Genomic DNA, 15,918 nt, shown 5'->3' with positions numbered 1-15,918 from the left:
CAATTATTCTTGTGGAATGCCAGCTACGATCTCAATGCCACCATCCCATTCTATAACCATATTCATGACGTCCCGATAGAATGTGGCCATCTTTTCCATGTCTTTTACAATCAAAGTGACAGCACCGATTTCCATGAAATCCACCCAATCTTCTAAATTATTCCTTTTATGATCGTAGATATAGTAGCATAGGCGGTAAAATATTGAAATGAATTATAACAATAATAAAAAGCTCTGTAGAAACTCTACAGAGCACTGTCAGCTTGAATCTAACTTTTCTACCTATGTCACTGAATAAAATGCTAATCCGATACTTGAAAAGATAAGCAACAGGATGGTAATAAAAACCGCAGATCCTATATACTTATTCTTCCTAGGCTTACCCGTAATTGATATTCCTCTTTTTCCAATAAGAGAATATAAAATGAATCCCAATATGGGAGTGGTCGCAATCATTAAGAATACCCAAATCCAAGGATTTATTCCTCGATACAAACAATCATTGTAGAGCCATAGACATGATAGCGTTATAGTCAATAAAGCAAATACAACCACTAATACAACTAATGGAATCATAACGTTCTCCCTCCTTTCCTATTTGATTTAGAATTCACATGTCCCAAAAAAGAAATGGATACAGTTTGCATAACGAAAGCCCGCGCAATGGCGACTCTTTGCTCCCCCCTATTTCACTTTTCTTTTGTACTTTGGAATATTCATGCCCTTGATAACCTACATTGAAATCATAAACCAATATTTTTTTGTTTTTTGATGCTCGTTGTAATCCGCACAATACTCGTTGTAATCTGCAAAATAAAAAGGCGATTTCTCATTCGATTTTTGAATGGAAAGTCGCCTTTTTGTTGTCTTACGGAATTGGTAGAACTACGATTGAATTAAAATAGCCCTCATCGTACGAAAAGTCTGAGTATCCTTTTAACTTTTTGACTCGTTCATTGATGCTGCTGATTCCAATGCCGTACCTATTTTTCCCTTTTTCAGAAATTAATCGCCCATAGGAGAAATCCACATTCACATGATTCGACGAATTTACAATGATTATGAATAATTTATCCTCACTAAATTTTATTTTGATTTCAATTTCCTTTTTTATTTCTTCTGTTAATCTAAGCACTGCTTCTACTGCATTATCTAAAAGATTCCCTAAAATGGCCGCTAGATCAATGGTATGTTCTATAAATAAATCATGAGGAACTTGGAGGTCTAAAGTGCATTCTATATTATACTTCTTGGTTTGTTCTAGCTTACTATGAAGAATGGCATCGATGGGTATACACCCGGTTAATAATCTATATGAGAATACATTGGTTTTCAATAACTCCTGTAGCTCCTCTTTTACCTCGTCTGTTCTATCCCTCTCCAATCCATAGGCTATATTTAATAAAATATTTTTCAGATCATGTTTTAGCTTAGACATTTCCCTTTGATTCTCTAAGCTCTCTTCGTAATATTTATTTTGTGTCTCCATTATGGAGTACTTATGTATAAGAAAATTTTTCCCTTCTAAACTATTGTAAATCAGCATAATGCACACATTCACAATTAACAAAAAAACACATGGAACGAATTGATTGATATCTTTATACTGAAAAATCCAATATATACTCAATAAGGATAGACAAGGCACTATACTTAATAACAAACATTCCTTATTACTTAATCCGATCTCATTATCAGATCTAAAATAGAGTAACAGCTTTGCCGACAACATCACAATTAACAACGATAAAAAGTTTGCACTAAAATATACGACTAGCATAATGAATAACTGACCTTCAAATTTTTGATCATAATTATATGTAATAATAGACAACGCCAAGTCTGCAAGTGTAGTGATCAGCGTAAAAAAGATAATGTGGTAGATCCTTTGAGCCATTGATCCGTAGAACGAATACAGTATACAGATACTCAAAAGAACAACAAATAAAAACAACTTAACCATAGAGTTTGTATCACTAGACAATAATTTTATTACTCCCATAGCGAGAAATGTTAAGGAATAAAATTTATACTTTGAAATTCTGAGGTTAAGAAATCCATTGAAATAAATAGAGATCGATGTTACCTGAACAAGCGTATAGAGAATAGCTAGAACTGCAATGCTAATAACCTCAATATTTCTCAATAGCCAATCCTCCTTTTTATGAAGTTGTTATAAGCATCTTTAACTACCTTTCTCTGACCTCTACTAATTGCGAAATTTTCTTTATTGGTGAGAATAATATCGGTTCCCGAAACAATATGTACATAATTTAGATTTAAAATGGTGCCTTGATTTACTTTTATAAAGGACAAGGGATCAAGCATTTCTTCAATCTCTTTTATCGTGCCATAAAATGAAAACTCGTCATCAACGGTTACAACATGTATAATCCTACCTTTCTCAGATGAAATGGATAGAATCGTCTCACTTTTGATTTGATAGTTAAGATTTTGAGTTTTGAAGAATAAATACTGGTTATTCCTTCTAACCTCATCAATTGCGTGGAGTAATACTTTACTTATTTGCTCTTCTTGTATTGGTTTTAGTATGTATCGAAAAGGAGAAACTTCAAAGCTTTCCATGGTGTAATTGTCATAGCTGGTAACGTAAATGATAATCATATTTTTATCTATTTTTCTAATTTCCCTAGCGACCTCGATTCCATTTAAAATCCCCATTTCAATATCTAAGAATAATATTTGATACTCTTCGTTTCTAGCTTTTAAAGCATTCAACAATGATTTTCCGGATTCATAAATGTCTATATCTAGCTCTATGTTTTGATACAAACCTGCACTATCCATAATAATCTTCTCTAACTTGGAACTATGTAATTGCTCGTCATCACAAATGCAGATTCTAATCATTCCTCTAAACTCCCTTTTTAAATAAACATATTATTTTGAAAATAATACCTTATTAGTAATAATTCAATAAAGAAGATCAGTAGTCCTTGTAAATAAAAAAGACGACCGAAGTCGTCTAGTAAATGCTTATTAATCGATTTCATAGCCAACGGTAAATCTAGAACCGCACAACTCATAACCGATCTGAGTATATAGCCTAATAGCTTTCTTATTATCACCATGCGTGCCTAATGTGGCGATTGTTTTGCCCTGCTGTTGTAGATAGTTCAGTGCGGTGCAGATGATGTTACGGGCGACACCCTTTTTCTGCCATTCAGGAATGACGAATACATTCTCCGTTGCACTTCTCTCGTCCGTGATTCTCCATGTTGAGGTGTTGCCGATCAATTGATCGTCATGAAACGAACAGAAATTAACGATTTCGGGAGATCCCTGCATCCATCCCAAATGGTTTAGACTCCACGCCACACCGTCAAAGGAAGCGAGTTCAGCTTGACGATATGTTTCCTGAGCTTCACTATTGTTCAGTGCAGTTGGCTTCACCAGAACCCCTTCTGGTAAAGGATACTTAGGAATCTCCCTACTCAAGTCAATTATTAATCCCCAATCGTTCTAATAATCGTGTCATACGGATCTAATTCCAAGGTTTGCTGTCCATATTCCGTATGAATCGTAGTTTTTTGAAGCTGATCGCTATTGTTAATGACCACGAGTATTTTGCTTTCTGGATAATAAGCACACTCTGTATATAAGTTGTCCGTAATGTACTTGATCTCCGTGAACTCATTACCCGCCAAACGAATCAAATTCAGCAGCAATCTTGTATTCTCAAAGCTGAATTGGAAAGATGGAAGGTAGATCCCCTTTCCTTTACCGAAAGCATGGGTGGACAGTGTTATTAGACCATCCGTTTCAGTCACAACCGCTGCTGCTCCATCAGTAAGATAAATGTTATTTTTGGGTGTTATGCTAGCCCCAATAGGTACTACACCAAGCTCATCCTTCACTTCATATGTCCATTTTCCATGCGCTACTCTGGAGCCTGTATCCTCATCTACACCGAGCACATGTGCCATTTTGAAAAAGCTGTCATACCCTTCAAGCGCTGAAGGCTGATTCACGCCTATAAAAGTACCACCTTCAAACACCCACTTTGTCAGTAAGTCCACACACTTGTTGTCCCTCCAGCGTTCTCCACCACTCCATGCTGAACCAGCCGATCCGGCATTGATCACTACATCACAATCTTTTAAAATTCCCTGACGGATATCCTCAAAATCAATGAACTGTACTTCAATCGGCAATCCGGATAAAGCCTCGTTGATATGAATCAAATCATGCATATACGTTTCATGGAAATGCCCGGACAAGGTCCACGATCTCCATTTGCCCCAAGCGTGCAGAATGGCTACCTTCGTCTTAATATGATACGGTTTGCCTTTATGATGCAGCTCTTTAATTTCTCTGAATTCACCCGCAATCTTTTCGATATAATCACAAAAATCCGGATAAGGCTCTACAAGATGCAAATATCCACCCAATCCAATTCGATCTATAGGCTCTCTGAGTAGAGCACGCCGAATATTGATCCAATATTTTTTGGCATCTAGTGTAGGGTTCCCTCCCTCCATAAAGGTAGGCAGACCACCTAAACCAACCGGAAACAAGTAGGGATGCAGCCGAATCTCACGGGTATCTACTTTTACACCTGAACACATTCTTGCCTCGAACCCTGAGAACACACATTTAATCATTCCGTCAAAGCCAAACTCCTCGAAACGATCATTGTAAGGCTCCATGCCAACCCAACTATCATCATAGAAGACATATGCCAGCTTGTCGTACCCATGCACAATATCAATTAATTTCTTACTAAATTCGATGACAAAGTCATTGATAAATGCCATCCAGTCCAGCTTGCGCTGCTGCGCCGGGATATGACTGACACGATATTTTCCACCATTCACAAAATCCTCGGCCGTGAGCGAATACCCATATTTTTGAGCAAACAGATCAAGCGCTCTTGAGCTTACCGTAAAATCATATGAACCCCAGTCCGAGAACAAATGGCGATTGCGCTCATTGCTGCCCCAGATCCAGGCGAAATTATAAAATAGGGACGTAAACCGAACCACCGTTGTTTCCTTATGCTTACGGCACCAATCTTCAAGGAAGTGGAGCAAATACTTTTGCGTTTCAACATAGATGGGATCAATCTGCATTAGATGTTCTTTTTCCCAGTGATTCGTGGTGTGATTGTACATGGAGATCTCTTCCCAAATCCGGTAGACCATGAAGCTGACCGTATATTTATGCCAAGGCGCAATTCCAGTAATGACTACATTTCCTGATTCCCGTTCATAATTCCACTGTTCTTTTGGAACCTCTTCACCAGTAGTTCGGTCAAAAACCTGCCAGTACTTAAACGCCTCTTTGGAATCATTCACTCGGAATTGTTCAGCGAAAAAGTCCTCCATCAAATAAATGGATAAATAATCTTCGACCGCTACCTTCGGATTAGTAATTAAAAAGCTCTGCTGTAGCTTATCAGGGTTTTGAGATGCCCATTCGTTATGATCTCTGATGATACAGATTGTAGAATAAATGCCGTATCCTGCGTTGATAATCTCATCGGACAACTGTGTGCCGTCACTGTCACGGATGACATCGGCACCCCACCGTTCAGCTAGCTCTAAGGTCAGTGCCTCATAACCGGATTCGCCCGGTAGTGTAAAGGCCCCCGTTGTTTGCTTGGACAACTTGGATCCCTCCTATTTAAGCATATCGGACAGAAAAGAGAGTGTTAAGCCTTGGCCCCAGCCTTGAATCCAGTCCTTTGGAATATTGCGATAGCCTTCCCGGTCCTTCATAACCGCTGTTCCGCCCGATACTCCCAGTACTCGTCCATCCTCGCTGATATTGCTCAAGACGCCCTTCAGGGCCTTTTGCACATATTTGGTATGCAGCGGATTGCCGTTATTGATCATAGCAGCCGCAATCCCGCAAGACGCGGATACTTCTTCATAAGATTCTTCGTCATCAAGCACTGTCCGCCACAGGCCGTTCTCCGTTTGCACAAGCTTGAGTGCCGCCAATTGATCGCGCAGTGAGCACTCCACGTCCATACACTGCGGATACAAATACCATTCTTTCAAAAGCTTTTTGACTTGCGACATGGTATATGCGCCCCAAGCATTTGCTCTGCCCCAATATAGTCCGGACATATGATCCTGCTTCACATTATTGTAGCCATGGTACCAGAGGCCGCTGCTTGGGTCTTGCAGGTATTTGATATGCCAGTAATATTGATTCAGGGCATCCTGGATCATTTCCTGATCGTTTAATTTACTTCCTACGCGTAGCAGAAAAAACGCCGCCATAAACAATGTATCTGCCCATGCCTGCTCTGGAAAATCATTAGAGACGGATACGGTATGCTGCAGCACATGATCTCCGAATCTAAGCGCATGGTTCTGCAGATAATCCACCTTGCTCATTACAATATCCCAATATTTCTGATTGCCTGTTTCTTCATACAAGGTGATCAGCATATGCCCCATGGCACAGGTGTTTACCGTCCAGTCCGGCAGGCCCAGCTCAATATATTCATCTGCCCACTGGACAAGCATATCCAAATACTCTTTATTGCCTGTCGTTTTATAAGCTCTGGATACCCCATAATAAGCCACACCACAAGGCCAGTCCCATGTTAAATCCATCGTCATTGTTTTTCTAACTACTTTGTCGATAACGCTTAGAATCTCTTCTCTGTCATAAGTTAATTGAAGCATCTTGATTCTCCTCTCTTTCGCACACGCCCCCATTGGCGCTGAGAGCTGTCCGTCCTATGTAAACGCTTTACTAACTCCATTGTAAGGAGTAAAATGGTCTGATTCTAAGCATATTCATAACTAAACTGTGCAATTTCAACCATTAAGAGTACAGGGTCAGTCGCAATTCCGGGGAATGTTGGACTTCCGGCCGCTGTTGTCGTAAGAATTTCTTGATTTGTACCGCTATTAGCGGTTGAAATCCGGAGACAAAGGCGGACGCTAACGCTCCTACAGTTCCAAAATTCCCCTCCACCGCTTCTTTCCCTTTCCTCAAGTTGTAAAGTACATCTATATTGTTGAACTTGAAATCACTTTAACCTATAATCTACTCAACCTACGTAATAAGAATGGGAGTATTGAGAATATGCCCAGAAAAAAGAAGCCCGTCATTGAATACCGCCACTACAGCTTGCCGATAAACTTCCCTATTCTACTGTTAAGCGGTGAACGTTGGAAGATTTCCGATATCAAAAGTGAACATCTCCATTTCCATAACCATTTAGAGATTGGCATTTGTCATTCGGATAGCGGCATCATGGAGATCAAAGGTGAATCCGTACCCTTTAAAGCCGGAGATGTGACCTTCATCCCTAGGTATCTGCCTCATACCACGTATAGTTCGCCAAATGAGGCCAGTCTTTGGTCTTATATCTTTTTCTCACCAGAGGAGCTCTTTCAACATTCATTCAAAAGCGCTTATAGTGACTTCGAGCCAAATTTGTGGGCGATCAAGGGAAAGAATTGTATTTTGAACAAGGAGGAACATCCCAAGGTTTATACCCTTGCGACATCGATTGTAGAGGAATTGAAGCACAAAAATCCTTACTATCAGGAAAGTGCTTACGGCTTATTGTTATCCCTTTATATAGAGCTGCTTAGAATTCATTCCCGGAATGAACCCTTAGCAGAGCAAGAAACAGAGCATAACCTGAAAGGTGATTTTGTCATCTCTCCGGTTCTGGAATACATCACCAAAAACTATATGATACCTATTACCATCAATGACCTAGCTGATCTGTGCCATCTAAGCACCACTCATTTTCGCAGAAAATTCCATGAGATCATGGGGACCGCACCTCTCGATTTCCTAAACAGCACTCGTATTGAAGAGGCCTGCAAGCAGTTAAAAAGCACGGATGCTTCCATCCTCTCCATCTCTGAACAAGTCGGTTTTCAGTCTATTTCCAGCTTCAACCGATGTTTCTCCAAGCTTATGGGCGAATCTCCCAAACAATGGCGTAAAGCCGCACATTCCGAAACCCAATCTGCAAAAGCATCTATATTAGAGTTTACGGGGTGGGTATAGGGAAAGGGAGTCCCTGTTTACTTCATTTCACAAAATCTACTTAACACATGAATGATTTGCTCCTTGCTCATAGGGGCGTCGTGCCCTGGGATATACGTAGTAAATGAAAGATTTTTTAAAAACTCAACATATTCCTTCATTTTTATGGGATCAATCTTACCTTCTCCATGATAATAATCTCCACTATGTGCATCACCTGCAAATAAAACCTCCGCTTCTTTAACATATACAACACAAGAGTCTGCTTCATGCGGCCCTCCTACCTTGAGGATTTGGCAAGTGATGCCCCCTAAATCCAATGTTAAAGAATCCTCGAAAATAATCGATCCTGTGCTGACCGAAATCTTATCGAACGTATCGTATTCTTTTTTCATACAGTTATAGGCGAATTCTATTTCTTCTTTTGTCCCTAGACGTTTTATAACGGACTCTTCATCCCATTTCCACGCTTTCAATCGCTTTAGTACCTCATTCGTTGCTGAAGATACTATGGTTTCCCCCTCAAAAGCATGCATACCAAAGGTATGATCCCAATGCCAGTGCGTAATCAAAGCATATTTGGGACGAGATAGATTGTGATCATCCAAACCCGTTATAAAGGCATCAAAATGCGATTTTGAATTGCCACAATCAATCATAATTGAAAAGTTCTCACCTACAACATATCCCAAAACAGGTCTGTCTGTTTCCCTAACATTTTCTAAGTAATAAATAGATTCATTTATTTTTTTTAGTTCCATAAGATTGTTTTCTCTCCTTTAGAATAGCGGGTCATTTTGTAATTTAATAATGGATCCGCAAGACTTTTTGAGCAAGGGAGAGTTTAGTTTTAGGCGTTCTCACCAAATGCACAAGTCAATCCAACTCCAAAAAAAGAGAGTCCCCCCGGTAGCCACTTTTTTATGGCTACTGGGAGACTCCCTCACAATTAGGTTTTTGCTATAAGGTTATTTCGAATTCTTCATAGTTGTCGAACGAACTTGGAATGCTCCGTTTTTGTAAGCAAGAACAGAGGTTTCTACGCCTTTAATTACGGAAGTAGCTTCACCACGAATCGTTTTTGTTGCAACAATCTCATAGACTCCATTTTTATCTACATCAGATGCTTTCATTGTATTGTAGAGTGAACGTTTGCCATTCACTTTCACGTACTCGTTAAGAAGAACTTTCACACCACTATCTTTGAAGGATACTACGTAAGCATTAGTGCTGCCGTTGTTACCGCCAGAGTATACAGTAATCATGACATCTTTAGATTTATCTCCGTTGAAATCTCCAACGAAGTTAATTTTTGGCTGGTAACCCGTGAAGCCTTTGAGATTACTGTTGATCACTTTTTTAGTTTTTCCTTCAATAACGATGATGTTGATATCTGTAACCAGTCCACCATTTGCGGCATCCTTGTTACCAATCAGTAAGACATTATCCGCAACACCATTACCAGTTACATCCACTTGTTGTTTCGCAAGCAGGATTGTTTTTGCTGTTGTTGTAATCCCCTTAAGCTCAAAACGTTTGCCAACGGTGAAATCACTTGTTGTAGTTGTTGGTGTAGTCGCTGGTTTGCTATCGGATTTAATGGTTTCTGTACCCACAACCTTGAAAGCACCGTCTTTGAATGTGAATGTTGTTTTTTCCTCACCTAGAACTATAGCTTCAGCGTCACCGCGAATTTTTCTAGTCCCTACCAGATCATATACACCATCTTTATTAAGATCTACTTGCTCTAAAGTATTGAAAAATGCTGGTTTACCATCCACAACAGGTTTTACACTCAAAAGTGGTTGTACCTTATCACCTGTGAAAGACAATATGTAAGCATCTGTTGTACCATTGTTACCACCGGAGAATGCTGTAAACATTACATCATTTGCTTTGTCCCCGTTGAAATCACCAATCCATTGAATTTCTGGTTTAAAGCCATCGAAACCGCTGATTTTTGCATCCTTCAATGTGTTTGTTTTGCCATCGACAACAACCAGGTTGATGTTGCTTACATAACCAAGCTCATCTGCTTTGTCACCGATCAGATAGATTTTATCTTGGACACCGTCTTTATTAACATCGTTAACTTGTTTTCTGATAAGAACAGTCTTATCTGTTGTGTTAACACCTTGCAATGCGAAAGGTTGGCCAACAGTCAGTTCACCAAGTGCAGGTTGTTTAAATGGGTCTTCTTTAGTAGTTTCTGTTTTGCTAACTTGGAATTCGCCGTTTTTGTACGCAAACCATACTTTTTCATAGCCTTTTACCTCGGCATTAGTATCACCATAGAGGGTTCTGATTCCAAGTAGGTCACTTACACCATCATTCTCTACGTCAACCGCTTCTAATGTTTTGAACAATGCCCGCTCACCTTTGATCTTCAAGTCCCCGCCCAGAATAATGGAAGGTGTTTCGTTCTTGAAGGTTACGATTCTAGCATTGGTAGACCCTTTGTTACCACCTGAGTAAGCGGTAATCATCACATCAAGTGCATGGTCATTATTGAAATCACTCACATAGCTGATTTTCGCGTTCAAACCACCAAAGTCTTTAATCCCTGCGTTTAACACTTTGTTTGTTTTGCCGTTTACAACGATGAGATTAATGTTGTCGAAATCAGGAGATTCATTTTTGTCACCGATGAGATATAAAGTGTCCTTCACGCCATCCAAATCAAGATCAACCGTGCTTGTTGCTATCAATACTGTATTGGCGTTCGTTTTAACACCAGCTAGTGTAAATTTTTGTCCAACTTGATTAGTGGATGATGCTACGGTTGAACTGGTTGGCGTTGCGACAGGATTGGCCATTGCTTGGGAAGAGAAAGATGCGACTGCTGCTACACATAATGCAACGGATAATGTTTTCTTTATTTTCATTGTGTTACCTCCGATGGTCTTTTAAGGTTGGTGTCGATTACAGACTTATTATAATCCTATAAACATAGGACAGAGTGACGGTAAGGTAACATTATCCTATTGAAATAAAACAATAACTAAATAAAATATCCAAATCAGAGGAACTTCAAGCACTAAATAATGCCAATTTCTTTGGGGGATAGCGGTCGCAAAATCAATAAAAACGCTTTCATTCGCTATACCATGGGATTTGAACAACCCTACTTTTTTTTAATAGTTTGATAACAATTCTGTAAAATCAGTTTGATTCAAATGACGCGCAAACCTATTCAAAGGCTACAACGCTTGGAACTTCATTTCAAGCCAGCGATGAAGAAATTAATACTAGTGCAAAAGAATATATCAACTATATCTTTAAGTACCATATTTGATACAAAAAGGGCTATCCCAAGTCTTGATCAAAGACTTTAAGGATAGCCCGCTATTAAAAAATCTAAAGCGTTTCTGTAGTGAGTGTAAATCCTTCGATCACGGCATCTTCGTCAACCTCAATCAAGATACAACGTCTACCTTGATAATTCACTTGCTTCACATATTTCAAATCCTGCGGACTGACCGAAATCGTAGCTACCTTTGTTTCGATCTTTATCGATTTTGTAGTGAATTTCGGCATCACGCTACTTGCCTTCATTTCATAGTGCTTATCGTCTACGATGGTTTCAAACGCACGTTCCACTTTTTCCATCGTCACGTCTTCAACGCCGCTTACCTTCAGCACACGTTCTACATCTCTATAGTCGAGCTTAGGAGGTTCTTCTTCATCTTGGTTGGTTTCAATGACCTGGTGGATTTCCTCGTACAACTGAGCAATAGTAGTCGCGTCAAGTTGTTCGCCCGCCACTTCCTTCACGATGTCTTCGAAAATAGCTCTCTCTTCCAGTGCCGTCACAGATCTTTCAGCGTTCAAGACCTGCTCGATGAAATGCGGATCTGGAAAGTTCGATTTTCCCGTACAATATAGAATGCGGTTCACATCGGAATAATTGTCCGTCACGCTCGGGTAAAAGAAGCCCTGCTCCGGTGTACTTAACTTAACAATCGGATCTACAATGACATTGTACTTGAATTCCCTTTCCACATAATCAAATAAGAGAGCTTTCCGTTGCTTCTCCGTGGAATTCACGCTGCATAGAATAAACGGATGCGCGAACATTTCATTTTTCTCACTTTCCTCGGCTTCATCGTTTCTATCTTTAGTCGGACGGTAATATTGTCCGCGAACGAAAGTGATCACCGTATCGCGTTCATAATGGGTATCCGCCATCATTCTGTCCACCAACAGCAGCATCAGGTCCTGCCATTCATCTGGATCCCCAGTCACCAAAGCTTGGTGAAGCATCACCTGCGCTGGCTCCTCCGCTTCCGCCTGAAACTTCAACTCGAACAATTTCTGATCCAGTTCGCCGGTCAAGAGCTTTTTGAAATTGCCCATATACAGCTCCTGCTTCTCTCTATCCACCATTCCAAACGGCAGGCGCTCCCAATGATAGATCTCGTTGCTTTCCTTCATAATATACACGTTGAGAATATCGTAAATATTCATTAAATCGTGATCCAGCTTAAATTGCTTGCGTATATGCGCGACTTCTTTCTTTATCATGATTCGTTAGACAACTCCTAGGAAGATAAATTGGTCTTTTCAGTATAAAGGATAAAAAAAACCTTCGCTATACTAGTTGAACTTAAGATTTTTCTATTAAGGTAAGTTCGTGACTCCGGTGAATGTTTGGACTTCCGGCCGCTGTTGTCACCAGATTTCTCGATTATTACCATGTTTCATGGTTGAAATCCGGTGACAAAGGCGGACACTACGTTCCTACAGTTCCAAACTTCCCCTCCATCACTTTTCCTTTTTAGAATGTTTTTAGTTCAACTTATATAGAAGGTTTTTTTATACGTGCTCGTTCTAATCATTTTATCGCATGCTCTAATGCATAGTCTTCAAGCGGAATATCTACCTGTTGATCCATGGCTAGCTTGGCTAGCTGTTCACCAAGAAAGGGTCCCATCGTTAATCCGGATGACCCTAGTCCATTAGCAACAATTAGTTTATTCCATCCTTGAACCCTGCCCAACACGGGAAGAAAATCTGCTGTAAATGGACGGAACCCTACTCTTATTTCATTTAGGCTGCAATCTGCAAGACCGGAAGCCGTTTGAAGACCTTTATTTAAAATTTCTTGCATTCCACCTGCGGTTACAGAGGTATCATAACCTACGACATCATTTTCGTGAGTAGCACCTACTACGATATTTTGATCCGCAAATGCAAGGATATATTGATCTGTAGGCGGCATTACGACAGGCCATTGCTCTGTACTCGCTTGTTGAGCAAGCTTCAAGTGCATAATTTGAGCCTTCTGATAACGCACCTGAAGCATGATCCCAAGCGGATGAAGCAAAGCGTTAGACCAAGCCCCTGCACACACAATCACCTCATCCGCTGTGAATGTCTGTTCTCCTACGCTAACCCCTTTAATTTCATGATCATCATGCTCAAGAACAGCATCTCCCTCAATCATCTGCACACCATTTCGCTGTGCCGCTCTTAGCAAAGCATCACGTAATTCACGTCCGTCCACTCTTGCTGCACCCGATACATGCAGCGCATGATAACCTTCCGACAATAAGGGAAACTTCTCTTGCGCTTCAAGATACGTCAGCATCGTAAGCTCACCTATTTCAGGGGCGTCCTCTCTACGCAGTTCCGCTCTTTCTTTCATCGCGAGTAACTTTTTCAAATCATCATGGATACATATCGCTCCAACTTTTGCGTATCCAGTCTCGGTTTCTCCAGCCTCTTCCAACTCTTGAATAAGTGCTGGATAAAAGCTTGCTCCCGCCTTAGCAAGACGATACCATGCTTTGTTTCTGCGTTGAGACAACCATGGACAAATAATCCCTGCTGCTGCATCTGTTGCTTGTCCAACATCTTTACGATCTATAATGATGACCTCAGCACCTAACTTGCTTAACTGATAAGCTGCTGAAGCCCCTAATATCCCTGCACCAATTACAATAACCTTGTTCATGTCCTAAGTCCTTTCAGTTATTCATTTTTTTAATCATTCACTACTTACCCATTGTATCTTAAATTTGACATTTATAATGAATTATCGTACTATAAATCCCACTCAGTTAAAAGTACTTTAATTAGAGTACTAAAATAAAAGTGTTGTTCAGAAGAAAGAAGGTATACAGTTGAAGTTTTCACAGTTTTTGAAGTCCAAAGGGGCCATTGGTTCTATTTTTATGGGTGTGTTCTATGCCATTGCGATGCTTGGTATTTTCTTACCAGGGTATACAGCACTTCCAGGGAACATGGATGATTTAAAAATTGCTATCGTCAATGATGATGCAGGTAAATATGGGGCTCAGATTTCGAGTCAGTTTTCGGAGAGCTTACCATTCAAAACGATAAAAACCGATGTATCGAATAAAAAGGCGATGGATGAATTAAAGCATAATAAGTTAGCTCTAGTTGTCCATATTCCAGAAGAATTTTCCGCCAACGTTCAAAGCGGTAAGGTATCCGCAAGTATTGATTTCACAGTCAACGAAGCTTCTGCCACCATGGTATCTTCAGCCATGTCTTCCGTTGTAGGAGAAATTAACAAACAATTAAGCGCGAACTTCTCAGAGCAAACCGCAAAAGGTGTGTTAATGAACTTTAACGTACCAGAAGAACAAGCCACCGCAATGGCTACACAAATTGAAAATAGTTATGTCGGGAATTATGTTGTCATCAATGATGTTCCGGACGGCATGCACAACAACATGCTACCTATGTTCTTAACTATGGCTGGTTATGTTGGGGCAATGATTGCCTCCATGCAATTAGTTGCTTCTTTTAAAGCGAGCCGCGGGAAAGCAAGCAAGACAAAACTGTTTATGTTCGTTCAATTAACAGCTTTATTAATCGCTGTATTATCAACAGTCGTTGCTTTAGCCATTGCATTCTCTATTGCAGATGTAGACCTATCCTTACTGTTACCAGTTGCTGCTCAGCAAATTCTAATGTATATGGCTGCATTTAACGTGTGTGCGATTATGGTCTTCCTAGTTGGCGAAGGCGGTATGGTCTTAAATATTCCAATCCTGCTCATGCAAACCATCGCCAATGGTGCTACCATGCCTCGTGATATGATGTATATACCATATGATTGGTTCGGCCGCATCACACCGATGTATTATTCTGTACAAGCTTATTTGGCACAAATGTTTGGTTCTATTAGTCCAGCACCCTTCTTATGGGGATTAGCAGGCGTATTTGCCGGGGCTATGATGATTAACATTGTAATCGTCCGGTTTGTTCATAAACCTGTACCTCTGACTAAAGAAACTATACTGCCCGTTGAAGTTAAAAATACAGCTGAAATAACCGCCTAGGTTTGGTAAGATAGAGTTTAGCCAACAATTAGGAGTGGGTTCTGTGATGTCAATTCAAATTTATATCTTAAGTAAGTTAATGGATGAAAATAATTATCCTTATAAATTAAAAAAAGAACTATCCACCCCTATTCCATTTGATAAATTGCTAAATCTATCTGAAAGCAAACTATATTATCATTTTGAATCCCTTTCGAAACAGGGCTTAGTTGAACAGGTAGAGATTATCAAAGAAGAACATCGCCCAGACAAGCAGGTGTTTTCCATTACTGATAAAGGGCGTAAGCAGCTCCCGCTCAAAATTTATCAGGTAATAGAAAATGCAGGATCTATTTCAGATATGATTGTCGCTCTTGTGAATCTTCGTTTTGTAGAGACTGACAAAGTGATCCCGATTATCGAGAAGAAAATTGAACAGTCACTGATAAGAAAAGATCAATTAAATCAAATTTACCATCAAATAGATGTAGTTAGCTCCACTCGTGAAGTCGTAGATTTCATGGAAAGCTACTACGTTTCTCAACTAGAGCAATCTATTCACTGGTGGAAGGTTCTTTTAGAAAAGCTGAAAACGAAAACGATATAAAAAAGACGCTCAGGGAAATCCCCTCGCGTC

13 protein-coding genes are annotated in these 15,918 nt (G+C 40.0%); 3 read left to right on the top strand and 10 right to left on the bottom strand.

Annotated features, from left to right (window positions below):
* Window positions 1–3 precede the first annotated feature (3 nt).
* The 6 genes from NST34_RS03700 to NST34_RS03675 form a co-directional block, all read right to left on the bottom strand.
* Window positions 4–135, bottom strand: coding sequence for a VOC family protein (locus NST34_RS03700; protein WP_143764129.1), 132 nt, complete (start codon window positions 133–135; stop codon window positions 4–6).
* Between the two features lie 733 nt (window positions 136–868).
* On the bottom strand, window positions 869–1,489 hold the full coding sequence (locus tag NST34_RS03695; RefSeq protein WP_339268733.1) for a GHKL domain-containing protein: 621 nt from the start codon (window positions 1,487–1,489) through the stop codon (window positions 869–871).
* A gap of 653 nt (window positions 1,490–2,142) precedes the next feature.
* Window positions 2,143–2,871: a LytR/AlgR family response regulator transcription factor gene (locus tag NST34_RS03690; protein WP_341127172.1), complete on the bottom strand. Its 729-nt coding sequence runs from the start codon at window positions 2,869–2,871 to the stop codon at window positions 2,143–2,145.
* 129 nt (window positions 2,872–3,000) lie between these two features.
* Window positions 3,001–3,414, bottom strand: a complete 414-nt coding sequence (locus NST34_RS03685) for a GNAT family N-acetyltransferase (RefSeq protein ID WP_341127171.1) — start codon at window positions 3,412–3,414, stop codon at window positions 3,001–3,003.
* A gap of 53 nt (window positions 3,415–3,467) precedes the next feature.
* Window positions 3,468–5,630: a 1,3-beta-galactosyl-N-acetylhexosamine phosphorylase gene (gene gnpA / locus NST34_RS03680; RefSeq protein WP_341127170.1), complete on the bottom strand. Its 2,163-nt coding sequence runs from the start codon at window positions 5,628–5,630 to the stop codon at window positions 3,468–3,470.
* Window positions 5,631–5,642: 12 nt separating this feature from the next.
* Complete coding sequence (locus NST34_RS03675; protein ID WP_341127169.1) at window positions 5,643–6,662, bottom strand: glycoside hydrolase family 88/105 protein; 1,020 nt, start codon at window positions 6,660–6,662, stop codon at window positions 5,643–5,645.
* A 406-nt stretch (window positions 6,663–7,068) separates the two neighbouring features.
* Between NST34_RS03675 and NST34_RS03670 the strand changes: the two genes are divergently transcribed.
* A complete protein-coding gene (locus NST34_RS03670) occupies window positions 7,069–8,010 on the top strand; it encodes an AraC family transcriptional regulator (RefSeq protein ID WP_341127168.1) in 942 nt (313 codons plus the stop codon).
* Window positions 8,011–8,027: 17 nt separating this feature from the next.
* Here NST34_RS03670 and NST34_RS03665 read toward each other — a convergent pair whose 3' ends face one another.
* The 4 genes from NST34_RS03665 to NST34_RS03650 form a co-directional block, all read right to left on the bottom strand.
* Window positions 8,028–8,750 (bottom strand): MBL fold metallo-hydrolase, encoded by a 723-nt coding sequence (locus NST34_RS03665; protein WP_341127167.1) that lies wholly within the window; start codon window positions 8,748–8,750, stop codon window positions 8,028–8,030.
* 207 nt (window positions 8,751–8,957) lie between these two features.
* Window positions 8,958–10,874, bottom strand: a complete 1,917-nt coding sequence (locus NST34_RS03660) for a hypothetical protein (RefSeq protein ID WP_341127166.1) — start codon at window positions 10,872–10,874, stop codon at window positions 8,958–8,960.
* A gap of 472 nt (window positions 10,875–11,346) precedes the next feature.
* On the bottom strand, window positions 11,347–12,513 hold the full coding sequence (locus NST34_RS03655; protein ID WP_076300262.1) for a DUF4317 domain-containing protein: 1,167 nt from the start codon (window positions 12,511–12,513) through the stop codon (window positions 11,347–11,349).
* A gap of 310 nt (window positions 12,514–12,823) precedes the next feature.
* The gene (locus NST34_RS03650; protein WP_341127165.1) at window positions 12,824–13,945 is read right to left on the bottom strand and encodes an NAD(P)/FAD-dependent oxidoreductase; all 1,122 of its coding nucleotides are present in this window, start codon (window positions 13,943–13,945) and stop codon (window positions 12,824–12,826) included.
* A gap of 169 nt (window positions 13,946–14,114) precedes the next feature.
* On the opposite strand from NST34_RS03650, the gene NST34_RS03645 reads away from it, so the two are divergent.
* Together NST34_RS03645 and NST34_RS03640 are read left to right on the top strand one after the other, a co-directional pair.
* Entirely contained in the window at window positions 14,115–15,302 is a 1,188-nt protein-coding gene (locus tag NST34_RS03645) for a YhgE/Pip domain-containing protein (protein ID WP_341127164.1), read from the top strand.
* Window positions 15,303–15,348: 46 nt separating this feature from the next.
* Window positions 15,349–15,888 carry a PadR family transcriptional regulator gene (locus NST34_RS03640; protein ID WP_341127163.1) on the top strand — a complete coding sequence of 180 codons (540 nt, stop codon included), beginning with the start codon at window positions 15,349–15,351 and terminating at the stop codon, window positions 15,886–15,888.
* Window positions 15,889–15,918: the final 30 nt, after the last annotated feature.

Origin of the sequence: Paenibacillus sp. FSL H7-0714 (assembly GCF_038003765.1) — a bacterium.
Taxonomy (GTDB): Bacteria; Bacillota; Bacilli; order Paenibacillales; family Paenibacillaceae; genus Paenibacillus_AQ.
Note: the sequence above shows the minus strand (reverse complement) of the source record. Positions and strands in the feature narration are given on the sequence as shown.

Coding starts and splice junctions, on each gene's coding strand:
- NST34_RS03700 (WP_143764129.1), bottom strand. CDS start 135: ATGGAAATCGGTGCTGTCACTTTGATTGTAAAAGACATGGAAAAGATG.
- NST34_RS03695 (WP_339268733.1), bottom strand. CDS start 1,489: ATGGAGACACAAAATAAATATTACGAAGAGAGCTTAGAGAATCAAAGG.
- NST34_RS03690 (WP_341127172.1), bottom strand. CDS start 2,871: ATGATTAGAATCTGCATTTGTGATGACGAGCAATTACATAGTTCCAAG.
- NST34_RS03675 (WP_341127169.1), bottom strand. CDS start 6,662: ATGCTTCAATTAACTTATGACAGAGAAGAGATTCTAAGCGTTATCGAC.
- NST34_RS03670 (WP_341127168.1), top strand. CDS start 7,069: ATGCCCAGAAAAAAGAAGCCCGTCATTGAATACCGCCACTACAGCTTG.
- NST34_RS03665 (WP_341127167.1), bottom strand. CDS start 8,750: ATGGAACTAAAAAAAATAAATGAATCTATTTATTACTTAGAAAATGTT.
- NST34_RS03660 (WP_341127166.1), bottom strand. CDS start 10,874: ATGAAAATAAAGAAAACATTATCCGTTGCATTATGTGTAGCAGCAGTC.
- NST34_RS03655 (WP_076300262.1), bottom strand. CDS start 12,513: ATGATAAAGAAAGAAGTCGCGCATATACGCAAGCAATTTAAGCTGGAT.
- NST34_RS03650 (WP_341127165.1), bottom strand. CDS start 13,945: ATGAACAAGGTTATTGTAATTGGTGCAGGGATATTAGGGGCTTCAGCA.
- NST34_RS03640 (WP_341127163.1), top strand. CDS start 15,349: ATGTCAATTCAAATTTATATCTTAAGTAAGTTAATGGATGAAAATAAT.